Origin of the sequence: Flavobacterium sp. LMO6 (assembly GCF_009495795.1) — a bacterium.
Taxonomy (GTDB): Bacteria; Bacteroidota; Bacteroidia; order Flavobacteriales; family Flavobacteriaceae; genus Flavobacterium.
Genome location: NZ_WIBH01000002.1, coordinates 1 through 24,065, shown reverse-complemented (window position 1 = coordinate 24,065; position 24,065 = coordinate 1). Strand labels below are relative to the sequence as shown.

17 protein-coding genes and 1 tRNA gene are annotated in these 24,065 nt (G+C 32.7%); 9 read left to right on the top strand and 9 right to left on the bottom strand.

All coding sequences use genetic code 11. The annotated features are described in order from the left end of the window. From nrfD to GFJ99_RS02645, 3 genes are read right to left on the bottom strand one after another with little or no spacing between them, the layout of a single operon-like run. The gene (gene nrfD / locus GFJ99_RS02655; RefSeq protein WP_008256071.1) at window positions 1-1,410 is read right to left on the bottom strand and encodes an NrfD/PsrC family molybdoenzyme membrane anchor subunit; all 1,410 of its coding nucleotides are present in this window, start codon (window positions 1,408-1,410) and stop codon (window positions 1-3) included. Between the two features lie 31 nt (window positions 1,411-1,441). Then, window positions 1,442-4,495, bottom strand: coding sequence for a TAT-variant-translocated molybdopterin oxidoreductase (locus tag GFJ99_RS02650; RefSeq protein ID WP_153207425.1), 3,054 nt, complete (start codon window positions 4,493-4,495; stop codon window positions 1,442-1,444). Window positions 4,496-4,528: 33 nt separating this feature from the next. Then, window positions 4,529-5,794: a c-type cytochrome gene (locus tag GFJ99_RS02645; RefSeq protein ID WP_153207424.1), complete on the bottom strand. Its 1,266-nt coding sequence runs from the start codon at window positions 5,792-5,794 to the stop codon at window positions 4,529-4,531. A gap of 215 nt (window positions 5,795-6,009) precedes the next feature. On the opposite strand from GFJ99_RS02645, the gene GFJ99_RS02640 reads away from it, so the two are divergent. Further along, a complete protein-coding gene (locus tag GFJ99_RS02640; RefSeq protein ID WP_153207423.1) occupies window positions 6,010-6,399 on the top strand; it encodes an SPOR domain-containing protein in 390 nt (129 codons plus the stop codon). Between the two features lie 57 nt (window positions 6,400-6,456). Here the strand turns inward: GFJ99_RS02640 and infB are convergent, their stop codons facing one another. Genes infB through rimP form a run of 3 tightly spaced genes read right to left on the bottom strand, consistent with a single transcriptional unit; the run spans window position 6,457 to window position 11,054 of the window. After that, window positions 6,457-9,282 carry a translation initiation factor IF-2 gene (infB, locus tag GFJ99_RS02635; protein ID WP_153207422.1) on the bottom strand — a complete coding sequence of 942 codons (2,826 nt, stop codon included), beginning with the start codon at window positions 9,280-9,282 and terminating at the stop codon, window positions 6,457-6,459. Between the two features lie 48 nt (window positions 9,283-9,330). Then, window positions 9,331-10,572 carry a transcription termination factor NusA gene (gene nusA, locus GFJ99_RS02630; RefSeq protein WP_008256061.1) on the bottom strand — a complete coding sequence of 414 codons (1,242 nt, stop codon included), beginning with the start codon at window positions 10,570-10,572 and terminating at the stop codon, window positions 9,331-9,333. A gap of 14 nt (window positions 10,573-10,586) precedes the next feature. After that, window positions 10,587-11,054 carry a ribosome assembly cofactor RimP gene (gene rimP / locus GFJ99_RS02625; protein ID WP_153207598.1) on the bottom strand — a complete coding sequence of 156 codons (468 nt, stop codon included), beginning with the start codon at window positions 11,052-11,054 and terminating at the stop codon, window positions 10,587-10,589. A 170-nt stretch (window positions 11,055-11,224) separates the two neighbouring features. On the opposite strand from rimP, the gene GFJ99_RS02620 reads away from it, so the two are divergent. Further along, complete coding sequence (locus tag GFJ99_RS02620; RefSeq protein ID WP_153207421.1) at window positions 11,225-12,049, top strand: universal stress protein; 825 nt, start codon at window positions 11,225-11,227, stop codon at window positions 12,047-12,049. Window positions 12,050-12,170: 121 nt separating this feature from the next. Here the strand turns inward: GFJ99_RS02620 and GFJ99_RS02615 are convergent. Then, window positions 12,171-12,241: transfer RNA gene (locus GFJ99_RS02615), tRNA-Gln, on the bottom strand. Window positions 12,242-12,396: 155 nt separating this feature from the next. Here GFJ99_RS02615 and GFJ99_RS02610 point away from each other — a divergent pair. Beyond that, complete coding sequence (locus GFJ99_RS02610) at window positions 12,397-15,597, top strand: DUF2723 domain-containing protein (RefSeq protein WP_153207420.1); 3,201 nt, start codon at window positions 12,397-12,399, stop codon at window positions 15,595-15,597. A gap of 77 nt (window positions 15,598-15,674) precedes the next feature. Continuing rightward, window positions 15,675-16,313: a polysaccharide deacetylase family protein gene (locus tag GFJ99_RS02605; protein ID WP_153207419.1), complete on the top strand. Its 639-nt coding sequence runs from the start codon at window positions 15,675-15,677 to the stop codon at window positions 16,311-16,313. A gap of 36 nt (window positions 16,314-16,349) precedes the next feature. Here the strand turns inward: GFJ99_RS02605 and GFJ99_RS02600 are convergent, their stop codons facing one another. Then, entirely contained in the window at window positions 16,350-16,646 is a 297-nt protein-coding gene (locus tag GFJ99_RS02600; RefSeq protein ID WP_008256043.1) for a co-chaperone YbbN, read from the bottom strand. 74 nt (window positions 16,647-16,720) lie between these two features. Next, window positions 16,721-17,950: a metallophosphoesterase gene (locus GFJ99_RS02595; protein ID WP_008256041.1), complete on the bottom strand. Its 1,230-nt coding sequence runs from the start codon at window positions 17,948-17,950 to the stop codon at window positions 16,721-16,723. Between the two features lie 124 nt (window positions 17,951-18,074). On the opposite strand from GFJ99_RS02595, the gene polA reads away from it, so the two are divergent. From polA to GFJ99_RS02570, 5 genes are all read left to right on the top strand, one after another. Then, a complete protein-coding gene (gene polA, locus GFJ99_RS02590; protein ID WP_153207418.1) occupies window positions 18,075-20,939 on the top strand; it encodes a DNA polymerase I in 2,865 nt (954 codons plus the stop codon). 608 nt (window positions 20,940-21,547) lie between these two features. Further along, window positions 21,548-21,802 (top strand): autorepressor SdpR family transcription factor, encoded by a 255-nt coding sequence (locus tag GFJ99_RS02585; protein WP_008256034.1) that lies wholly within the window; start codon window positions 21,548-21,550, stop codon window positions 21,800-21,802. A 3-nt stretch (window positions 21,803-21,805) separates the two neighbouring features. Beyond that, window positions 21,806-22,447: an SdpI family protein gene (locus GFJ99_RS02580; protein WP_153207417.1), complete on the top strand. Its 642-nt coding sequence runs from the start codon at window positions 21,806-21,808 to the stop codon at window positions 22,445-22,447. 41 nt (window positions 22,448-22,488) lie between these two features. After that, window positions 22,489-23,856 (top strand): serine hydrolase, encoded by a 1,368-nt coding sequence (locus tag GFJ99_RS02575; RefSeq protein WP_153207416.1) that lies wholly within the window; start codon window positions 22,489-22,491, stop codon window positions 23,854-23,856. A 1-nt stretch (window position 23,857) separates the two neighbouring features. Next, window positions 23,858-24,013, top strand: a complete 156-nt coding sequence (locus GFJ99_RS02570; RefSeq protein WP_153207415.1) for a hypothetical protein — start codon at window positions 23,858-23,860, stop codon at window positions 24,011-24,013. Window positions 24,014-24,065 lie beyond the last annotated feature (52 nt).

Here is a 24,065-nt window from a genome sequence, read left to right as displayed (position 1 = left end):
TTAATGATTATCTGAATGATTATGACCGTGTTGTTCTCTTTCTCTTTTGTAATTATCTCCAGAACCTTTTAAGATTGTTTTAACTTCTGCTTGAGCAATTACAGGGAAACTTCTTGAATATAATAAGAACAATACAAAGAAGAATCCGATAGTTCCAATATAGATACCAGCATCAACAAAAGTTGGTTGGAACATTGTCCAAGAAGATGGTAAATAATCTCTATGTAAAGAAGTAACGATAATTACGAAACGTTCAAACCACATACCTACGTTTACAACGATAGAGATAATGAATGACGCCATAATATTTGTTCTAATTTTCTTAGACCACATTACTTGAGGAGAAACCACATTACAAGTCATCATTAAGAAATACGCCCACCAGTATGGTCCGGTTGCTCTATTTAAAAATGCATATTGTTCATATTCTACTCCTGAATACCAAGCTACAAATAACTCAGTAATATAAGCACAACCTACTATAGAACCTGTAATCATGATTACGATGTTCATTAATTCAATATGTTGTACTGTAATATAATCTTCTAAGTTTGATACTTTTCTCATGATAATAAGTAAAGTATTTACCATTGCAAATCCTGAGAAAATCGCTCCAGCAACGAAGTATGGAGGTAAAATTGTTGTATGCCATCCTGGAATAACAGAAGTAGCAAAGTCAAAGGATACAATAGTGTGTACAGAAAGTACAAGTGGAGTTGCTAAACCAGCTAAGACAAGAGAAACCTCTTCAAAACGTTGCCAATCTTTAGCTCTACCAGACCATCCAAAAGATAAAGTTGAATAAATTCTTTTTGTAAAAGGAGTTACCGCTCTATCACGTAACATAGCAAAATCAGGTAATAAACCAGTCCACCAGAATACTAATGAAACCGATAAGTAAGTAGAGATTGCAAATACGTCCCATAATAATGGTGAGTTAAAATTCACCCATAATGATCCGAATTGATTTGGAATTGGTAATACCCAGTAACCTAACCATGGACGACCCATGTGGATAATTGGGAATAAACCTGCTTGCATTACCGAGAAAATCGTCATTGCTTCTGCAGAACGGTTAATAGCCATTCTCCATTTTTGACGGAATAATAATAATACTGCAGAAATAAGTGTTCCGGCGTGACCGATACCTACCCACCAAACGAAATTGGTGATATCCCAAGCCCAACCAACTGTTTTATTTAATCCCCATGTTCCAATACCAGTGGTAACAGTGTAAATCATACAACCTAATCCCCAAAGGAAAGCGGCTAATGCAATTGAAAAAACTGTCCACCATAGTTTGTTTGCTCTACCTTCTACAGGTCTAGCAACATCTACCGTTACATCGTGGTAAGATTTACTTCCTACTACTAAAGGTTTTCTAATGGGTGCTTCGTAATGAGACGACATAATCCTTTATATTGTTTCTATTAATTAATACTTATTTATCGTTTCTAACTTTCACGTGATACATCACGTTTGGTTTTGTTCCGATGTGCTCTAATAAATGATACATTCTTTCATCTTCTACTAGTTTAGCAACATCAGATTCAGAATTGTTAATATCACCAAATTTCATTGCTCCACTAGAACAAGCTGCAGAACATGCTGTTTTGAATTCATCGTTACCAACAACTCTTCCTTCACGTTTCGCTTTTAACTTAACAGCTTGAGTCATTTGGATACACATTGAACATTTTTCCATAACCCCACGAGAACGAACGTTTACATCAGGATTAAGAACCATACGACCTAAATCGTCATTCATGTGATAATCAAATTCACTATTTTTATTATATAAGAACCAGTTGAAACGTCTTACTTTATATGGACAGTTGTTCGCACAGTAACGAGTACCAACACATCTGTTATACGCCATATGATTTTGACCTTCTCTACTATGAGATGTTGCCGCAACAGGACAAACCGTCTCACAAGGAGCATGGTTACAGTGTTGACACATTACAGGTTGGAAAGCAACTTGTGGATTTTCTGAAGGATCTTCCATACTTGAAAAAGTATCAATCGAATTCATTAAACCAGAAGCTCCGTCTTTAACAACAATATCTCCAGCAAAAGTTTCTTGAGAAGAATAATATCTATCTATACGCAACCAGTGCATATCTCTACTTCTTCTAATTTCATCTTTACCTACAACTGGTACATTATTTTCTGCGTGACAAGCAATAACACATGCTCCACATCCTGTACAAGCATTTAAATCGATAGATAAATTAAAATGATGACCAATACTTCTATCAAAAGAATCCCATAAGTCAACTTCTGTAGCTGCTGTTGGTTTGTGATCTAGAGAAACCATAGGAACTGGGTTCCATTCTTTAGAATCAGCAGTATTAAAAATAGTTAAAGTAGTATCTTTAATGATATCTCCTCTACCCATTAATGTTTTTTGTAATTGAACACAAGCAAATTCATGTTCACCTTCTACAACACTTATAGTTGCAGATTGATTCGAATTTAAGTTAGCATATAAAGCGTATGCATTAACACCTACTTGCATTTCTTCTTTAAGTCCTAGTTTTTTACCATAACCAAAAGCTAACCCTAAAGTACCTTTTGCTTGCCCTGGCTGAATAATAACTGGCACTTTTTCTAATGAAGCATTTCCAACTTTGATTGTTACATAACTTCCGTTTAAACCTCCGTTTGCAACATTCCAGTTTTTAATCCCTTTTTCTTCAGCGTCTGCTTTTGAAATAGTAACATAGTTATCCCAAGATACTCTTGTAATAGGATCAGGAAACTCTTGTAACCATGGGTTATTTGCTTGTTGACCATCTCCCATTCCAACTTTAGAATACAATACTAAATCGAAATTAGAAGATTTTGCAGTAGCTAAAGTTGTAGCAGCAGCATTTGAATTGAACGGATTTGCATTCAAAGCATAAGCCTCAGCAACAATAAAACCGTCATGAACCGCTTGATTCCAAGATTTACCAGCTAATGATCCAGCAGCAAAACCTTTTAAGAAATCATAATAAGGAGTTGCATTATCTGTCCAAGCTAATAAAGCTTCTTGAAATTGTTTTGTATCAAATAATGGGCGAATTGTAGGCTGCATAACACTATAATTACTTCTAGTGATAGCAACATCTCCCCAGGATTCTAAATAATGTGGAGCAGCAGCAGCAATAGTTGTTACAGTTGAAGTTTCATCTTCTTTCATTGAGAAAGAAACAGAAAGTTTAACTGCTTTTAATGCTTCTACAAACTCTTTTGAATTTGATAATGTATAAGATGGATTAACACCATTCATAATTAATGTATGAACTTTTCCTGCTTTCATATCAGCTACTAATTGAGTAACTGCTTTTGCATCCCCTTTTCTAGTAAGAATAGCGTCATTTGGATTAAAAGCTTCTGATTGTAATGCTTGGTTAATTGCAATTGCCACTAATTGAGCATCTACATCATCCAAACCAGTAACAAAAACACCTTTATTTCCAGCTGCTTTTAATTGTTTAGCCGCTTTTACAACAGCCTCTTCATATTTATCAATTTTTGATGTACTAACAGCGCCACCAGTAACGATATTATAAATTTTAACTAACGCTTGTTTTTGAGCAGCAACATTCAATGGAATTCTAACATCTGCATTAGCACCTGCTAAAGACATATTAGCTTCAATTTGAATATGCTTAGACATCATTCCGTTTTTAGGAATACGACCTTGAGCATATCCTGCATCAAAACCTCCACCTTGCCAATCTCCTAAGAAATCTGCTCCAACAGAAACAATTGTATTCGCTTTTGAAAAATCGTAATTAGCTAAAGCTCTTACTCCATAAACTGATTGAAAAGCATCTAATGCATTTGATTCAGAAACCGCATCATAAACTACATGTTTAGTTGTAGGATATTTAGCAACTAAAGAAGCAATTAAAGCATCTGTAGAAGGACTTGCCATTGTATTTGTTAACACAACCACATTTCCACCTTTTGATTTAGCATCTTCTAAGCTAGCTTTAACTTTAGAGTTTACTTCAGCCCAAGTTGCTTCTTTACCAGCAATTTTTGACTGTTTTAAACGTAAACTATCATATAATGAAAGAACAGAAGCATGAACTCTTGCATTTGCTCCAGTTTTAGCACCTTCTAAATTATTATTTTCTACTTTAATAGGACGACCCTCACGAGTTTTGATTAAAATATTAGCAAAATCAAAACCATCAGCCATTGTTGTTGCATAATAATCAGCAACACCAGGGATAATTTCTTCTGGTTGAACTACGTAAGGAATTGACTTTACAACAGGACCTTCACACGCTGCTAATGATGCCGCAGCAGTACTAAATCCAACATATTTTAAAAAGTCACGACGAGTAGTTGACGAAGCAGACAAAGATTCTTTATCTCCTAAAAATTCATCAACAGGAATTGGTTCCACAAACTCGTTGTTTCTTAGCGTCTCAACAATAGAACTATTTTCGTTTAGTTCTTCAACACTTTTCCAGTATTTTTTGTTTGATGCCATTGTATAGTATATTAGCTTCTTAAATTATTTTTATTAATAGTGACATTTTCCACATTCTAAACCTCCCATTTGAGCCGCAGTTAACTGAGATACTCCGTATTTTTTAGAAAGTTCTTCGTGTACTTTTTTGTAGTAAGCATTATCTTCTACCTTCACATTTGTTTCTCTGTGACAATTAATACACCATCCCATTGTAAGAGGCGCAAATTGTTTTTGGAATTCATATTCTTGAACAGGACCGTGACATGTTTGACATTCAACACCTGCAACAGTTACGTGTTGTGAGTGATTAAAATAAACGTGATCTGGCAAGTTATGAATTCTAACCCATTTAACTGGTTTAGTTTTACCCGTGTACTTTTGTAAAGATTTATCCCATCCAACTGCATCGTATAATTTTGCAATTTGCTCATCATAAAAAGCTTTAGAATGTTCTTCTGTAGCAGTTGTTTCAGCCACTTCACTAATGTTTTTATGACAATTCATACAAACATTTAAAGAAGGAATACCTGCATGCTTACTTACTCTAGCAGAAGAGTGACAGTATTTACAATCAATACCATTATCACCAGCATGAATTCTGTGCGAATAATGAATTGGTTGTACTGGCTCGTATCCTTGATCAACACCTATTTGCATCAACCATCCGTATGCAAAGTAAGCAGAAACCAATAACAATAAGATTACTGAAACCAATACTAAAAACTGATTCTTAACATAAGCTCTGAAAAGATTCATTATTGAACGATCTTTTCTTTCAACTTCTAATCCTTTAGCATCAGCAATTTTAGTAAGCATATTATTCACTAGGAACAACATAACAACTAACATCATCATTACCAATGAAAGCACTCCTAAAATTACATTATTAGAAACACCAGAATCAACAGTTGCTCCACCACCATCAGTTGGACCAGGAGCAGGAGCCTCAGGTTTAGGCTCAGAAGTATATGCTATGATATTGTCAATATCTTCATTTGACAATTGTGGAAATGCCGTCATGGCAACTTTGTTGTTTTCTTCGAAAACTTTAATAGCTTGAGCATCTCCTGACTTGATTAATTCTCCACTATTCTTTATCCACTTGTACAACCATTCTTTATCATATTTAGCAGCGACACCACGAAGCGCAGGACCCGTAGCTTTAGCGTCTAATTTATGACATGCAGCACAATTGGTATTAAATAATTCTTTACCCTTTGCCGCATCTTGAGCAAATGCAGATAAAGAAGTTACTAGCACGAATGCTAAACTGAAGAAAATCTTTGAAAACGATTTATGGTTACCCACCTTTTTCATATTTAAAATGATTATCGACTTAATTTGGTATACTTTTAGATATCATAATCTAAAAACAACACGTTATTTTTTCAAAACTCCGACAAAAATACAATATTCGAACTATTATTAAAACCTTAATTTTGTCTTAAAATGTAATTTATATTTGTTCTAAATAATTTTTGAGTGTTCGAATATCATCTTAAATTGTATTTTTGTATTAAAATCATTTACATATGAAAAAAATATCAAAACATAACTTATTGTACTTCTTTATAGTATCCTCTTTTTTATGTATTAAATCAAACGGGCAAGATGCAAAAGCAAGTGTTTCTGTTGATCCAAAAATTGATCAATTGTTAAAAGAAAAAAGAAAACTAAACAATAGCTTGTTTTTAAATGAAGGTTATAAAATTCAGATATTTTATGGCAATAGCGAAGACTCAAAAAAGAAATTGCAAGAGTTTAATAGAGAATTTAAAGACTTGGATAGCACTATTGTTTTTAATAGCCCCAACTACAAAGTATGGGTTGGTAATTTTAAAACCCGAATTGAAGTTGAACGAGTAATGATAGACATTAAAAAGAAATATCCATCCGCCTTAATTATTAAACCTTCTAACTAAAATAGTCAATAAAAAAGCCATTCTAAGAATGGCTTTTTTATTGACTATATAATTGAATTATTTCAATTTTTTCTTCACTTCTACTTCATGGAAACCTTCAATTAAATCATACTCACGAATATCGTTGTAATTTTTAATTTGCATACCACAATCATATCCTTTAGAAACCTCTTTAACATCATCTTTAAAACGTTTTAAAGTAGCTAATTCTCCAGTATATATTACAACACCTTCTCTAATTAAACGTATTCTAGAATTTCTAAATATTTTGCCATCTGTAATCATACATCCTGCAATAGTTCCAACTTTAGATACTTTAAAGATCTCTCTGATTTCAGCAGTACCTGTAATCTCTTCTTTCATTTCCGGAGACAACATTCCTTCCATAGCATCTTTTAAGTCATCAATTGCATCGTAAATAATAGAATAGTTACGGATATCGATTTCTTCTTTTTCAGCTAATTGTTTTGCGTTACCTTGAGGTCGAACATTAAATCCGATAATAATCGCATCAGAAGCAGATGCTAATAATACATCAGACTCCGTAATCGCTCCAACACCTTTATGAATAATATTGATTTGAATTTCTTCGGTAGATAATTTAGAGAACGAATCTGATAATGCTTCAACAGAACCATCTACATCTCCTTTAAGGATAATGTTTAATTCTTTAAATTGTCCTAAAGCTATACGACGACCAATTTCGGCAAGCGTAATGTGTTTTTGAGTACGAACCGATTGCTCACGTTGTAATTGTGTACGTTTAGATGCAATTTGTTTTGCTTCTCTTTCGTCTTCGTAAACATTAAACTTATCACCTGCTGTTGGCGCACCATCTAAACCTAATACAGACACTGGAGTTGATGGACCCGCTTCTTTAATTTGGTGCCCTCTTTCATCAAACATAGCTCTAATTTTACCATGATTTTTTCCAGCTAACACATAATCTCCAATTCGAAGGGTTCCTGCTTGAACTAAAATAGTAGAAACATATCCTTTTCCTTTGTCTAATTGCGCTTCAACTACAGTTCCAAGTGCAGGTTTTTTTGGATTTGCAGTAAGTTCTAAAACTTCTGCTTCCAATAATACTTTTTCTAATAATTCTGTAATACCAATTCCTTGTTTTGCAGAAATATCATGCGATTGGTATTTTCCACCCCAATCTTCCACTAATAAATTCATTCCTGCTAATTGCTCTTTAATCTTTTCTGGATTAGCCGCTGGCTTATCTACTTTATTAATAGCAAAAATCATTGGAACTCCAGCTGCTTGTGCATGGCTGATTGCTTCTTTTGTTTGTGGCATGATATCATCATCCGCAGCAATTACGATAATAGCGATATCTGTAACTTGAGCTCCACGTGCACGCATAGCGGTAAACGCCTCGTGACCTGGCGTATCTAAGAATGTGATTTTTTCACCATTTTCTAAAATTACTCCGTATGCTCCAATATGTTGTGTAATTCCTCCCGATTCACCCGCAATAACATTTGCTTTACGAATGTAATCTAATAAAGAGGTTTTACCGTGGTCAACGTGACCCATAACCGTAACAATAGGCGCTCTATGAACTAAATCTTCTTGATTATCTTCAACAACTACTGCTGCTTCTTCAATATCGGTTGTTATGAATTCCAATTCAAATCCGAACTCATCAGCTACAATAGATAATGTTTCCGCATCTAAACGTTGGTTCATCGTTACCATGATTCCAAGCGACATACATGTTCCGATTACTTTTGTAATTGGCACATCCATTAACGAAGCAATTTCACCTACAGTAACAAATTCTGTTACTTTTAATGTTTTACTTCCTTCTTCTTGCGCTTGTAATTCATCATCAACACGTTGACGGTGAGAATCTCTTTTATCTCTACGGTATTTTGCCGATTTCGATTTGTTTCCTTTCCCTTGTAATCTTTCAAGCGTTTCTTTAATTTGATTTTTAACATCCTCTTCAGAAGGCTCTACCTTTTGAATGATTGGTTTTTTACCTTTATTAAATCCTCCAGCTGCACCACCTTTAACAAACTCTTTTTTAGGTCCGCCAGCATTACTATTTGCTCCAGGAGCACCTGGTCCTCCAGGCTTAATAATACGTTTACGTTTGTTTTTATTATTATTGGCAGCATTCGCTCCACCTGCATTAGGTGCTTGAGGAGTCCCCGGCTTTTTAATATCTTTTTTAGGATCTTCTTTTTTCTTTTTAGGCTTATCAAATTGAGATAAATCAATTTTTTGTCCTGTAAAAGTAGCACCTGATAATTTTTGATATTGAGTTTCAATTTTTACTTCACCCGCTTCATCTGTAGTTGGATCTGATTTTTCTTGAACCTCTTGAACTATTTTAACCACTTCTGTTTTTTCAACAACAGGAGTTTCTTCCTTAACTTCAGCTTTAACTGGTTCTGAAACTTTTTCTTCTACCGGTTTTACTTCAGCAACAACAGGTTTGTCTTCAGATTTAACAATAGGCTTAACTTCAGAAACAGGTTTTTCAGACTTAACTTCTTGTTTTTTAGGACTTAAATCGATTTTACCAACGGCTTTTGGAGCAGATAAAATTGCTTTAGCCTTAATAATCTCTTGTCTTTGGCGTTCTTCTTCTTGCAAACGCTTTGCTTCGTTTTCTTTTTCAAGTTCGCGTTTAAGCGCCTCTTTTTCTTTTCTCTTTTCTTCACTCACTTCAAGAGAGGCAACCTTATTCCCTTTGTCAGCAGAAAATTGACCGCATAAGACTTTATATTCCTCTTGTGATATTTTAGCATTTGGACTAGCCTCTATTTCATGACCCTTTTCTTTTAGAAAATCCACAGCTCTATCAAGAGAAATATTTAACTCCCTTAAAATTTTGTTTATTCTTATTACTCTTTCTTCAGACATATAACCTTTTTAAAATTCTTTTATGTTGTGTGTTGTTTGGTTAAAGAATTATCCTTCTAATTCTTCTTTTAATATATTGATTACATCTAAAATAGTTTCCTCTTCAAGATCTGTTCTTCTTACCAAGTCAGCAACATCTTGATTTAATACGCTTCTAGCTGTATCTAAACCGATTTTTTCAAATTCTTCAATTATCCATGCTTCAATTTCATCAGAGAATTCTCTTAATTCCACATCATCTTCTTCTTGAGCGATACCTTCTCTTATAACATCAATTTCATAACCCGTTAACAAACTAGCTAATTTAATATTATTTCCTCCTCTACCGATAGCTTTAGATACTTCTTCAATTTTTAAGAACACTTCTGCCGTTTTAGCTTCTTCGTTAATTTTAACAGTAGAAACTTTTGCAGGACTTAATGCTCTTGTAATATATAATTGAGCGTTTGTTGTAAAATTAATTACATCAATATTTTCATTTCCTAACTCACGAACGATTCCGTGAATACGTGAACCTTTCATACCCACACAAGCACCAACAGGATCAATTCTATCATCATAAGAATCTACTGCTACTTTTGCTTTTTCTCCAGGTATACGTACCACTTTTTTAATAGTAATTAAACCATCAAAAACTTCAGGAATTTCTTGTTCGAATAATTTCTCTAAGAATTCTGGAGCTGTTCTTGACATGATGATTTGTGGCTTATTACCTTTCAATTCTACATTTTCAATAACACCTCTTACATTGTCTCCTTTTTTGAAATAATCATTTGGAATTTGTTTTTCTTTTGGCAAAACAATTTCATTTCCTTCATCATCCATCAAAATTACAGCTTTTGGACGAACATGATGTACTTCTGCTGTATAAATATCACCAATTAAATCTTTAAATTGCTTGTAAAGATTTGTATTATCGTGTTCATGAATTTTAGAAATTAAATTTTGACGTAAAGACAAAATAGCTCTTCTACCTAATTGGATTAGTTTTACTTCTTCAGAAACATCTTCACCTACTTCAAAATCAGGCTCTATTCTTCTTGCTTCAGTTAAAGAAATTTCAGAATTTGGATCTTCTACTTCACCATCTTCTACCACTACACGATTTCTCCAAATCTCCATATCTCCTTTGTCAGGGTTAATGATGATATCAAAATTATCGTCAGATCCGTATTTCTTTTTTAATGCATTTCTAAATACATCCTCTAAAATTGCCATTAGTGTAACTCTATCTATGAGTTTGTCGTCTTTAAATTCTGAAAACGATTCTATTAATGCAATATTCTCCATGTCAACTCTTTATTTTAAAATGATATTATAACAATTGCTTCTTTTATATTCTCATAAGAAAGTTCCAGTTTTTTATCAACCGTTTCCTTTCCTTTTCCAATTTTTTTAGGCTCTCGAGCTTGCCACTCTAAAGTTATTTTTTCGTCATCTGCCATTGTTAATTTAGCTTCAATTTCTTCTAACGAAATAGTCTTAACTTTAATAGTTCTGCCTATATTTTTCTTGTATTGTCTTACTAATTTTAGTGGACTTGAAACACCTGCAGAAGCTACTTCTAGAGAAAAATCTTGTTCTTCTCTATCTAAATTGTTTTCAACTGCTCTACTTATGTCGATACAATCTTGCAAATTTACTCCTGAATCGCCATCCAAAATAACACTAATTTTATTAGCCTCATTAATTGATAAATCTATCAAAAAAAGCTGCTCACGCTCGGCCAATGCCGCATCCAATACCTCTTGAACTTTATTTTTAAATGTCATATTTTTATAAAAAGAGGCACGCTGTGCGTGCCTCATAATCCTCTGTCCTTTAATAACGGAGCAAATATACAAATTTTTTTGAATTAAAAAAAAGATTGTCAGTTTGGATATTTTTTGTACTTTTATGGTGTAATTCATTTTACACTTTTAAAATAACCTAAAACAAACTTATGAAACGAATTTTAGTACCTACAGATTTTTCAAAACACGCAGAATACGCATTAAAAGTAGCAGCACAAATTGCAAAAAAAAATGACGGCGAAATCTTTTTAGTTCACATGTTAGAATTACCAACATCTGGAAATGACGCTATTTCAAGAGCTCATGATATTCCAGAGTTGATGTTCTTTAAAAATGCAGCCGTAGCCAAATTAGACGAGTTAATGGACGCTGACTACTTAAATGGTGTTAAAATTTCAAGAATTATTCAATTTGAAATGGCTTTTGAAGGAATCATTAAAAATGGTGAAGCTCATAATGCTGATTTAATTGTTATGGGTTCTCATGGCGCTAATGGTTTCCAAGAAATGTTCATTGGATCTAACACAGAAAAAGTAGTAAGAAATTCTGATGTTCCTGTATTAGTAATCAAACGCGAAGAAGATACCTTCAGCGCTTCTAAATTTGTATTCGCTTCTGATTTTTCAGACGAAATAAAAAAACCATTTGAAAAAGTAGTTGAATTTGTAAATAAATTTGGTTCTCACCTTTATTTAGCAAACATCAATACTCCAAACAACTTTAAATCTACTAAAGTAGCTCAAAAACAAATGGATGAGTTTATTGCAAACTTTAAAATTGACAACTATTCTACTCATATTTACAATGATGTAAATGTAGAAAAAGGAATCTTACATTTTGCAAAAAGCATCGATGCTGATATTATCGGAATGAGCACACACGGAAGAAAAGGTTTATCTCACTTCTTCAACGGAAGTATTAGTGAAGATTTAGTAAACCACGCTAAAAGACCTGTTATTACATTTAAAATCTAATTTTTTGAGATTTTAACCAATAAAAAAAGACCACGATTGTGGTCTTTTTTTATGTTAACTTATAGTGAACTAGAGACTTATAAAAATAAAAAAACTCCACTTATTACTAAGTGGAGTTTTGTTGGCCCACAAGGACTCGAACCTTGAATGACGGTACCAAAAACCGGAGTGTTACCATTACACCATGGGCCAATACCTAACAACCTTTTCGATTGCGAGTGCAAATGTAAAACATATTTTCTATTCTGCAAATTTTTCTAAAAAAAATATTAAAATATTTATTTAACTAATATAATAAACAAAAAAATAGTTTCTTTGTAGGAAAATCTAGAAAAACAAAATACAATATGAATTCATTCAACTTTAAAAAGTGGAACACCATCTTGGGTTGGGCTACTTTTATGGTAGCATTAATTACTTATTCATTAACAGTAGAACCTACCTTGAGTTTTTGGGATTGTGGCGAATACATTGCAACATCAGCCAATTTAGAAGTTGGACATCCACCAGGAGCTCCTTTATTTCAAATGCTAGGAGCATTTTTTGCCATGTTTGCATTTAGTCCAGATAAAATTGCATTAATGGTAAACTACCTTTCTGTATTTTCTAGTGCATTTACAGTTCTTTTTATGTTTTGGTCGTTGACCCTTTTATTAAAAAAACTAATTAGTAAAGAAACCGAACTTTCAGCTAATAATTCTATTATTATTCTAGGAAGCGCAACAATTGCTTCTTTATCTTTTGCCTTTACCGATAGTTTTTGGTATAATGCTGTAGAAGCAGAAGTATATGCCATGGCAACATTTTTGATTGCTCTATTATTTTGGTTAGGATTAAGATGGGAACAAGAAATTAACACGCCAAGAGGAAACAAATGGTTGTTACTTATATCTTTAGTAATTGGTCTTTCGTTTGGAGTTCACTTCATGGCTTTGTTAGCATTTCCTGCTATTGGATTTTTATATTTCTTTAAAAAATACCACAACATTACAGTTAAAAGTTTTTTAATTGCAAACGTTGTTATTGTAGCCATCTTACTATTTATATTTAAACTTTTACTTCCTTACACGTTGGCTTTCTTTGGTAAAATAGAAATTTTCATGGTAAATAGCCTTGGAATGCCATTCAACTCAGGAACTATTTTTGCGTTTATTTTAATTGTTGCTGCTTTCTATTTTGGATTAAATTACACAAAGAAAAAAGGACATGTTTTTTATAATACTTTAATTTTAGCTACACTTTTTATTTTAATTGGATTTTCAACCTGGATGATGTTACCCATTAGAGCTAATGCAAATACACCAATTAATGAAAATAAGCCTTCTGATGCTGCTGAAGTTTTAGCTTATTATAATCGCGAACAATATGGTGAACAAAAATTGTTTTATGGACCACAATTTTCTGACACATACTCTGGCTTAGACCCTGTAACTCCATATTTAGATGAAAAACCTAATTATGAACGAGATTACAAAACAAAAAAATACATAATTACCAACGACTATGTTAATGCAAAACATAACACAGATGATGCACATAAAGCGTTTTTACCTAGAATGTGGAGCAATGAGCATAGAGAAAATTACATGATTTTTACTGAACCTTTAGAGTTTAGAATTAATCCTGAGTATGCTCATGAAGATGAATTAGTGGAAATTGTAACACAATTTAGAAAAGCATATGAAGCGGGAGAAATTGATGAAGGCGATTATGACAAATTCTTAAAAGGATATGGTGACTATTTAATCGTAGACAAACCTACTTTTTTTAATAACATGAAATTTATGATACAGTATCAATTTGTATACATGTATGTTCGATATTTACTTTGGAATTTTGCCGGAAGACAAAGTGATGTTCAAGGAAAATATGACAATAGTAACGGAAACTGGCTAACAGGAATTAATTTAATTGATGAAGTTTTTACAGGAACTCAAAAAAACCTTCCTCCAGACATGAAAAACAATAAAGGAAGAAATATTTACTATGGAATTCCTTTACTTTTAGCTCTTATTGGTTTCATTTTTCACGCTATACGAGATAAAAAAAGTTTTTATGTTTTACTTGTCTTATTCTTGTTTACCGGATTAGCGCTAAAAATTTACTTAAATGAAAGACCATTTGAACCTAGAGAAAGAGATTATGCCTTAGTAGGTTCGTTCTATGTATTTGCTATGTGGATAGCTTATGGTATTTACGCCATTTTCGATACTCTAAAAAACTATATTCAACCTAAAATAGCTATTGCAGTAGTACTTACTACTACTTTATTAGCTTCGCCAGTAGTATTAGCTTCTCAAAATTGGGACGACCATGATCGTTCTAATAAAGATACAGCCTACACAATGGCAAAAGCTTATTTAGATTCGTGTGAACCAAATGCAATTTTATTTACCATTGGAGATAATGACACTTTTCCTCTTTGGTACATGCAAGAAATTGAAGGATACAGAACCGATATTCGAATAGTTAACACAAGTTTGTTTATGACCGATTGGTACATCGATCAAATGAAAATGAAATCTCATGATTCTGAACCAATTCCAAGTTCATTTAATAGAGAGCAATACAAAGGAAGTAATAGAGATTATAGTTTATATGTTGAAAGAACTAAAGACCCTCTATTATTAGATGAAATGATTAAGTTTATTTCACTAGATGATGAGCGCGCTAAAATTGAATTAAACAACGGTAAAAAAGCGAATTATTTCCCTTCTAAAAAAGTTATAATTCCTATTGATAAAGAAACAATAATTAAAAATAAAGTAGTTTCTGAAAAATTCTATGATTCAATCGTACCCGCTATTGAATTTGAAATTAAAGATAAGGCATTGTACAAAAACCGATTAATGATGTTAGACATTGTAAATCAAAACAACTGGAAGCGCCCTATTTACTTTACTGGAGGTAGTTTTGGTGAAGATGACTACCTTTGGATGAAAGATTATCTTCAATTAGACGGAATGTGCTTTAAATTGGTTCCCATCAAAACTCCAGCAGAATCTCCTAGTCCAATGAAAATGGGAATGATTGATTCTGACAAAATGTACAATATTGTAATGAAATGGGATTGGGGAAATAGTGGAAAATCAATTATTTACCATGATGTAGAAACTCGTAAAAACAGTATAAGCTATAGAACTAATTTAGCTCGTTTAGTAGAAACTTTAATTAACGAAGAAAAACTAGATAAAGCAGAAAAAGTAATTGACTTAGCAATGGAAAAAATGCCAATTCAATACTTTGAATATTATTATATGCTAGAGCCATTTGCAATGGGTTATTATGAAGTGGGTAAAAAGGAAAAAGCAAGAGCAATTATTTCTGAAGTAATTAAAAAATACCAAGAAAATCTAACGTACTATAACGGATGGAAACCAAGCGAACAAAATTTTGGTGCCATGGACATTATGTCTGATATTGAACAATACAGAAGCTTAATTCAAGTAGCAGAAGCTGCTGAAGATTTAGAATTTTATAACAAAGAAAAAGTTAAATTCAATAATTTCAATAAAATGTTCAAACGTTTTGGAAGAAAAATGGAATAACTAATTTTTAACCATTCAAAATGTTCCAAAAGAGAATTAATTCTTTTGGAACATTTTTTTTGTAGTAAATTTACATTATGAACTTCAACTGGGTAAAAACAAATAAACTAATTAAAAAGATTTTCTATAATCAGATTTGGGAAATTCCAAATTCAGATAAAAAAATCTATTTAACATTTGATGACGGCCCAATTCCAGAGGTTACCGAATGGGTTTTAGATGTTTTAAAATCGGAAGACATTAAAGCAACTTTCTTTTGTATTGGCAATAACATACAAAAACATCCTGAAGTTTATAAAAAAATACTTTCTGAAGGGCATCAAATAGGAAATCACACTTTCAACCATTTAAACGGCTGGAAAACCAACACAAAAAGCTATTTAGGGAATTTTAAATTATGTGAAACTGAACACTTAAAACTGAACACTGAACACTCATTTTTATTTCGTCCTCCTTACGGAAAAATAAAACCAAGCCAATCAAAAGCAATCAGAACATTAGGCTACAAAATAATTATGTGGGATGTATTAAGTTACGATTTTGACTCTGCCATTTCTGAAGAAAAATGTTTAGAAAACGTAATTTCAAATACAGCACAAGGAAGTATTATCGTTTTTCACGATAGTTTAAAAGCAGAAAAAAATCTAAAATATGCACTGCCAAAAGCAATACAACTCTTAAGAAATAAGGGATTTGTTTTTGATGTAATAAAATAAATTTACTACAACTAGTATCCTAAACGCAATTTAGGGTTAAGCCTGTTCTTGCACTAAAGAGATTAAAGTATTGGCATCAAGTTCGCCACTTTGTCTCCACACCATTTGACCTTCTTTATAAATCATTAAAGTAGGTAAACCTTTGATACGAAGTGCATCTGCTAATTCCTGATTTTTATCCACATCAATTTTAATTACGCGAGCTTTATCTCCTAAGGCTGCTGCTACATGACGAATAACTTCGTTCATAGCTACTGAAGGTTCATTCCACTCTGTAAAAAAATCGATAAGCACAGGTACTTGAGCATCGATAAGTTCTCCAAATTTTGACATAAATTGAATTTATTAGTATCAAAAAAATTATTTTTAACTCGAAAATAATATACAAATGTAGCATTTTTACTGAATTACGCTACATTTTCTCCTTTTTTTAGTTGAATAACTGTAATTTCGGGCATAATTCCTACTCGTCCAGGATAAGCATGAAAGCCAAATCCTCTATTTACATAAATATACCTTCCTGCATTTTCATACAATCCAGCCCATTGTTTATAAACATATTGTATAGGACTCCATTTAATCCAACCTGGAATTTCTATTCCAAATTGCAAACCATGTGTATGACCCGATAATGTTAAATGATAATGGTTTTCATCGTGCTGAATTTTCTCATCCCAATGGCTTGGATCGTGACTCATTACAATTTTAAAATCTTCTTTGGTTAAACCTTGAGAAGCTAAATTCAAATCACCACGTTCACCAAATTTTCTTCCCCAATTTTCAACACCAACGATGGCTAATTCTTGATTATCTTTTTTGATTTTCACATGCTCATTCAACAATAATTTGAAATCAATTTTGTTATGAATAGCCTTTATTCCTTCAAAATTAGCCTGTTTTTCACTTTGTGAATTCCAATCTATATATTCACCATAATCGTGATTTCCTAAAATAGAAAACTTACCAAATTTTGGGTTATGAATTCCTTTAAAAGTAGCAATCCAAGGATCCATTTCGGTAGCATGTGTATTTACAATATCACCTGTAAACAAAACCATATCCGAATTTTGTTCATTAATCAAATCAATCGCATACTGAATTTTATCTGCATCATCAAAACTTCCACTGTGTACATCTGAAATATGCGTTATTGTGGTTCCGTCAAAAGCTTCAGGTAAATCAGGAAAAAACAACGTTTGTTTTATTACTTTAAAATTATATTTTCCAACAGTAATACCGTATAAAAAAGAGGCAAACGGAATAGCTGCAATTCCAAGGGCAATTTGGCTAACAAAACGTCTTCTTTCGGGTAAAAAACCTTCCGTATTACTTTTAGATATCAAAGAAATTATTCCTGAAAAAAAACGAATTATATCTTCTCCAAACAAAATGATGGTCAATAATAATTTTGGCACATAAAGCAACAACAACAAACCCATGGTCATCATGGTTTTTGGTGTTTGCCCAACACTTCTATCAAAATGATACAATTGATAAATTATATAAACCAAAGCGATAACAGAAGTAATAAAATAAAAAACAAAAAAAGCTTTAGACCTAATTAATGTTTTAAACGCCTGAAAAGCATAAATTTCAAGTATTGCTACAAATAGTAAAAAGATAACCCAACGAATCATTCTAAGATATTTTATGCAAAGTAAGGGACAAGTTGCACAAATTGATGCTATATTAAATGAATTTTAACAAAGTTTTTTTAATCAAAGAATTGTACTTTTACATTTTAAATGAAATTTCAGAACAATGTCACAAAAACGTCTTTTCCTTCTTGATGCCTACGCGCTTATCTTTCGTGGGTATTATGCTTTTATAAAAAATCCTCGTATCAATTCTAAAGGAATGGATACTTCTGCTATTATGGGATTCATGAATTCTTTAATGGATGTAATTAAACGCGAAAAACCAGATCATTTAGCGGTGGCTTTTGATAAAGGAGGAAGCGATTATCGTTTTGAAATGTATCAAGAATACAAAGCACACCGTGATGAAACACCTGAAGCGATTAAAATTGCGGTTCCCTATATTCAGGAATTGTTGCGCGCTATGCACATTCCAATTATCGAAAAAGCGGGTTTTGAAGCCGATGATTTAATTGGAACGTTAGCCAAACAAGCCGAAAAAGAAGGTTTCAAAGTGTTCATGGTGACGCCAGATAAGGATTTTGCTCAATTGGTTTCGGAAAATATTTTCATGTACAAACCGGCCCGAATGGGGAACGATATCGAGATTTGGGGAATTCCCGAAGTCTTAGCAAAATTTGAAATCGAACGTCCTGATCAAGTAATTGATTTCTTAGGAATGATGGGCGATTCTGCCGATAATATTCCGGGATTACCAGGCGTGGGTGAAAAAACAGCGAAGAAGTTCTTAGCCGAATATGGCACATTAGAAAACTTATTAGCGAACACGCATCAGCTAAAAGGTGCCATGAAAGACAAAATCGAAGCCAACAAAGAGTTAGGAATTTTATCCAAAAAATTAGCCACTATCCTACTCGATTGTCCGGTGACTTTTGATGCTGACGATTACGAATTATCAAAACCCGACGTAGAGAAAACCGATGCGTTATTTCAGGAATTAGAATTCCGTCAAATGAAAGCGCAATTTGATAAATTGTTTGGCTCTGGAAAAGAGTATGATGAAATTGATGCCAACGGAAATACTTCTGAAATTCCGCAACCCATTAAAAAAGCACCAGCCAAAAAATCAAACGAAGACCAATTCGATTTGTTCGGTTTTAGTGACGAATCGGATGAACCAACGGCGAATCATTCGTATTATGCAACTTTAGAAAATACGACACATTTCTACCAAATTGTTCAAGGCGATTTACCTGTAAAATTGTTGTTACAGAATTTATTAAATCAAACTTCGGTTTGTTTTGATACAGAAACTACTGGAATTGACGCTTTGAATGCCGAGTTAGTAGGAATGTCATTCTCTTTCGAAAAAGGAAAAGGATTTTATGTTCCGTTTCCCGAAAATCAGGAAGAAGCGCAAACATTAATTGAAAAATTTCGACCATTCTTCGAAAATGAAACCATTGAAAAAATTGGTCAGAACATGAAATACGACTTGAAAATTCTTTCGAATTATAACATTCAAGTCAAAGGAAAATTATTCGACACCATGATTGCGCATTATCTGATTAATCCTGATATGCGTCATAATATGGATGTATTGTCGGAAACGTATTTGAAATATGCACCAAAATCAATTGAAACTTTAATTGGTAAAAAAGGAAAAAATCAATTGTCGATGCGCGATGTTCCTTTGGAAGACATTAAAGAATATGCTACCGAAGATGCTGATATTACTTTTCAATTGAAGGAACATTTCCAACCAATTTTGGAAAAGGTAGGAACAAAAAAATTGTTTGACGAAATCGAAATTCCGCTAGTTCCTGTTTTAGCTGACATGGAAAAAGAAGGTATTCGTTTGGATGTTGAATTTCTAAAAAATATGTCGGTTGACATGCAAAAAGAAATTGATGCGTTTGAACAACAAATTTACGAAACTGCGGGTGAGAAATTCAATTTGGCGTCTCCAAAACAATTAGGCGATATTTTATTCGACAAACTAAAAATTGGTGGAGCGAAACAAAAGAAAACCAAAACCGGTCAATATGCCACTGGTGAAGAAGTGTTGAGTTATTTGGCCAACGAACATCAAATTGTGCGCGATATTTTAGAATGGCGTCAAATGGTAAAATTGCAAAGCACGTATATTGATGCGTTGCCTAACCAAGTCGATAAAAAAACAGGGAGAGTGCATACCGATTATATGCAAACGGTGGCTGCAACTGGTCGTTTGAGTTCGAATAATCCAAACTTACAAAACATTCCGATTCGTACCGAAAGAGGAAGACAAATTAGAAAAGCCTTCATTGCGCGTGATGAAAATTACACACTACTTTCTGCCGATTATTCACAAATTGAATTACGCATCATTGCCGCTTTATGTGGCGAAGAAAACATGATTAAAGCGTTTCAAAACAACGAAGATATTCACAAGAGTACGGCTGCAAAAGTATTCAATGTGCCTTTAGACGAAGTAACAAAAGAGCAAAGAAGTCATGCTAAAACTGTAAACTTCGGAATTATTTATGGTGTTTCGGCATTTGGATTGAGCAACCAAACTAACTTATCTCGAAAAGAAAGTGCGGAATTGATTGAAGCCTATTATCAAACGTATCCAAAATTAAAATCGTTTATGACTTCGCAAGTGGATTTTGCTAGAGAAAATGGTTATGTTGAAACTATTTCAGGAAGAAGACGTTATTTAAAAGACATCAACTCAGCCAACGCAATTGTTCGTGGAGGTGCGGAACGAAATGCAGTGAATGCACCAATTCAAGGTTCGGCTGCGGATATCATCAAAATTGCGATGATTAACATTCACAAAAAACTGACTTCTGATCCCGAAGGTTCGGGATGGAAATCAAAAATGCTACTACAAGTACATGACGAATTAGTATTTGACGTGCACAACTCCGAATTAGAAAAAATCCAACCGATGATCATACACGAAATGGAAAATGCTTTCAAAATGGCAGTTCCGTTAGATGTGGAAATTGGATTGGGTAAAAATTGGTTGGAAGCGCATTGATTAGTGGTCAGTGGACAGTAGCAGTTGGCAGATTGAATGGTTTTGTCATTTCAACGAAGGAGAAATTTCATAATAATTACAAAATGATTAATAAAATAAAATGATTAATAAAATAAAATGATTAATAAAATAAAATTTATTTTTGAAACTAAAATGTACTTGATTAGTCTAATACCTTTTATATTCATTCTAAAACCAAATGGAAAAGGAGTTTATGGAATTAATAAAACAGTTGGTTGGGCTTATGATTTTAGCGGATTTAGTTTTTTTTTATTTTATTTTCTATTAGCTTTTTTCTTGGGTTTTAGTTTTTTGGCAATTTTTAAAGCAAAAACGAATTTTATTTTATCTATTTTATTCTTTTTAGGAATTTCTTATTGTTGTTTATTTCAAAATGGTTACTTAAATATAGATTTGATTGACAAATTTCTTTTAATTTCAACTTTTCTTTTTCTACTAATTTTTATAAATTCCATTTATTTGAAATTTAAATCTCAAAAATAATACAACAAACCCGATACGTTTCAAAACCTATCGGGTTTATTTTTTTTAAAACATTTTGCCATTTCAAATAATATTTAGATATTTGTCTAAATATATAAATTAATATGAACGCAATTTTCAAAGCCTTGAACGACGAAACCAGAAGAGATATTCTGGAATTGCTGCGTAAACAGGAAATGACAGCTGGCGATATTGCGGACCAATTTCATATTTCAAAACCTAGTATTTCGCATCATTTAGATATTTTAAAACGTGCCGATTTAGTCACGAGCGAAAAAAAAGGACAATTTGTAGTCTATTCGTTGAACACTACAATTGTTGACGATATTTTACAATGGATTATTACTCTAAAAAAATAAAGTATGGAGAAGTTTAAAAAAGAAATTCCGTTTATTGCTGTCGCTTTGTTGCCTTTTGTTTACTTGGCTTACATTTGGAAAAGTTTACCAGAAAGTGTTCCAATGCATTGGAATGGTGCTGGAGAAATTGATCGTTATGGCGATAAAAACGAACTTTTATTAATGATTTTCATGCTAACTGGAATTAGCTATTTCATCTTTTTAATAATTCCGTACATAGATCCAAAACAAAAATTGCAAAACATGGGTAACAAACTGAATAATTTACGCCTAATTTTAGCATTATTCATGTCGGCTTTAGCGATTTACATTTTATATAGTGTACAACAAAAAACGAGTAATCCAGTTTTGATTTTTCCATTGGTTGGCTTACTTTTTGCTTTCTTAGGAAATTATTTTAAAACCATAAAACCGAATTATTTCATTGGCATTAAAACGCCTTGGACATTAGAAAACGAAGATGTTTGGAAAAAAACGCATGTAATGGGAGGAAAATTATGGTTTGTTGGCGGACTTTTAATGGCAATGACATTTGTGTTGCCAAATAAAATTCAAGTTTATACTTTTTTAGGAATTACTGCCGTTATTACGATTGTTCCTATTGTGTATTCGTATTTAGAATTCAAAAAAATTAAAAATCAGTAACAAAATAAAATCTCAACTACTAATTAGAAAAACAGAATCTTATGAAAAAATTACTCTTTTTTGTATTTGCCTTTTCTACTTTCACTTTTGCGCAAGATAAATTCACACGAATTGATAGCTTGCTAAACTATTTGAATGAAAACAACAAATTCATGGGTTCGTTAACAATTCGCGAAGGTGAAAATGTGGTTTTCAATAAAGCGTATGGTTTTGCCGATGTAGAAAAGAACATCAAAGCCGATCGTTTAACACGTTATAAAATAGGTTCGATTTCTAAAACCTTCACCGCTGTTATGATCATGCAATTGATTGAAGAGAAAAAATTGACACTTCAAACCAAATTGAATCGTTTTTATCCGAAAATGCCAAATTCAGAAAAGATTTCGATTTACGATTTATTACATCACAGAACCGGAATTGTGGATTTTGTTAACCAAGATTCAACATTTCATAAAGTAATTGACAAAAAACATTCAAAAGAAGATATTTTAAAAGTAATTACAACTTATAAATCGAATTTTGAGCCTGGAAGCAAATACGAATACAGCAATTCAAACTTTTTTATTTTAGGCTGCATCATCGAAAAGTTGACAAAAAAATCATACGAGGAAAATTTACTAAATCGCATCGTAAAAAAAGCGGAGTTAGGAACTTTTGAAGATAAAACCGAAATGACAGCTAAAGGCGCGGTTACTAATAAAGCTTTTGTTCCAACCACTTATTTCAGAGAAGAGGCTACAAATACAGCAAACAAAGAAAGTTATTCCTATTATTTTGATGGAACCAATTGGGTGAAATCTTATGAAAACCACAATTCCATAGCGTTTGCTTCTGGCGGAATTACTTCAACTCCAGCCGATTTAACGAAGTTTATTTATGCCCTTTTCGATGGAAAATTAGTTAGTCCAACTTCTTTAGACCAAATGAAAGAAATAAAAGAAGGTTACGGAAAAGCATTAATTCAGTTTCCTTTTGGTGAAAGACGATTTTATGGTCATGGCGGAAGAATTGAGAATTTCAGTTCGATGTTAGGTTATTATCCAACTGAAAAATTGAGTTTTTCTATAATATCCAATGGCGATAATTTTGTGCAAAATGATATTATCATTGGAATCCTGAGTATTTACTACAAAATACCATTCCCGTTCCCACAATTCATGAAAATGGACAAAGCAGAATTAGCAAAATTTACTGGAATTTATGCTTCAAAAGAAATTCCTTTGAAAATTACCGTTTCTGAAAAGAATGGCGAATTATTCGCTCAAGCTACAGGACAAGGCGCCTTTCCACTAACATTTAGAGAAGAAAAGACTTTCGTTTTTGCAGCAGCTGGAATTGAAATGGTATTTGGAGACAACTCCTTTATATTAAATCAAGGCGGAATGAAATTCAACTTCACAAAAGAGTAATATGCAGAACACCATCGCTACCATCAAAAGTATTACCAATAGTAAATATCTCGATATCATTGGAGTGGTTTTGGTGGTGAGCGTTTCAGTGTATTTACAATATTATAAAACAACATACGATTTTAGTTTTGATGGAAAAAATTACTCGTTTTACTGAGGGCACTGAAAAAGTTCCTTTAAATAATAATTGCAATAATTTAAGGAGTAGA

Coding starts and splice junctions, on each gene's coding strand:
- nrfD (WP_008256071.1), bottom strand. CDS start 1,410: ATGTCGTCTCATTACGAAGCACCCATTAGAAAACCTTTAGTAGTAGGA.
- GFJ99_RS02570 (WP_153207415.1), top strand. CDS start 23,858: ATGCAGAACACCATCGCTACCATCAAAAGTATTACCAATAGTAAATAT.
- infB (WP_153207422.1), bottom strand. CDS start 9,282: ATGTCTGAAGAAAGAGTAATAAGAATAAACAAAATTTTAAGGGAGTTA.
- GFJ99_RS02585 (WP_008256034.1), top strand. CDS start 21,548: ATGAACGCAATTTTCAAAGCCTTGAACGACGAAACCAGAAGAGATATT.
- nusA (WP_008256061.1), bottom strand. CDS start 10,572: ATGGAGAATATTGCATTAATAGAATCGTTTTCAGAATTTAAAGACGAC.
- GFJ99_RS02640 (WP_153207423.1), top strand. CDS start 6,010: ATGAAAAAAATATCAAAACATAACTTATTGTACTTCTTTATAGTATCC.
- GFJ99_RS02595 (WP_008256041.1), bottom strand. CDS start 17,950: ATGATTCGTTGGGTTATCTTTTTACTATTTGTAGCAATACTTGAAATT.
- rimP (WP_153207598.1), bottom strand. CDS start 11,054: ATGACATTTAAAAATAAAGTTCAAGAGGTATTGGATGCGGCATTGGCC.
- GFJ99_RS02610 (WP_153207420.1), top strand. CDS start 12,397: ATGAATTCATTCAACTTTAAAAAGTGGAACACCATCTTGGGTTGGGCT.
- GFJ99_RS02620 (WP_153207421.1), top strand. CDS start 11,225: ATGAAACGAATTTTAGTACCTACAGATTTTTCAAAACACGCAGAATAC.
- polA (WP_153207418.1), top strand. CDS start 18,075: ATGTCACAAAAACGTCTTTTCCTTCTTGATGCCTACGCGCTTATCTTT.
- GFJ99_RS02645 (WP_153207424.1), bottom strand. CDS start 5,794: ATGAAAAAGGTGGGTAACCATAAATCGTTTTCAAAGATTTTCTTCAGT.
- GFJ99_RS02650 (WP_153207425.1), bottom strand. CDS start 4,495: ATGGCATCAAACAAAAAATACTGGAAAAGTGTTGAAGAACTAAACGAA.
- GFJ99_RS02580 (WP_153207417.1), top strand. CDS start 21,806: ATGGAGAAGTTTAAAAAAGAAATTCCGTTTATTGCTGTCGCTTTGTTG.
- GFJ99_RS02600 (WP_008256043.1), bottom strand. CDS start 16,646: ATGTCAAAATTTGGAGAACTTATCGATGCTCAAGTACCTGTGCTTATC.
- GFJ99_RS02605 (WP_153207419.1), top strand. CDS start 15,675: ATGAACTTCAACTGGGTAAAAACAAATAAACTAATTAAAAAGATTTTC.
- GFJ99_RS02575 (WP_153207416.1), top strand. CDS start 22,489: ATGAAAAAATTACTCTTTTTTGTATTTGCCTTTTCTACTTTCACTTTT.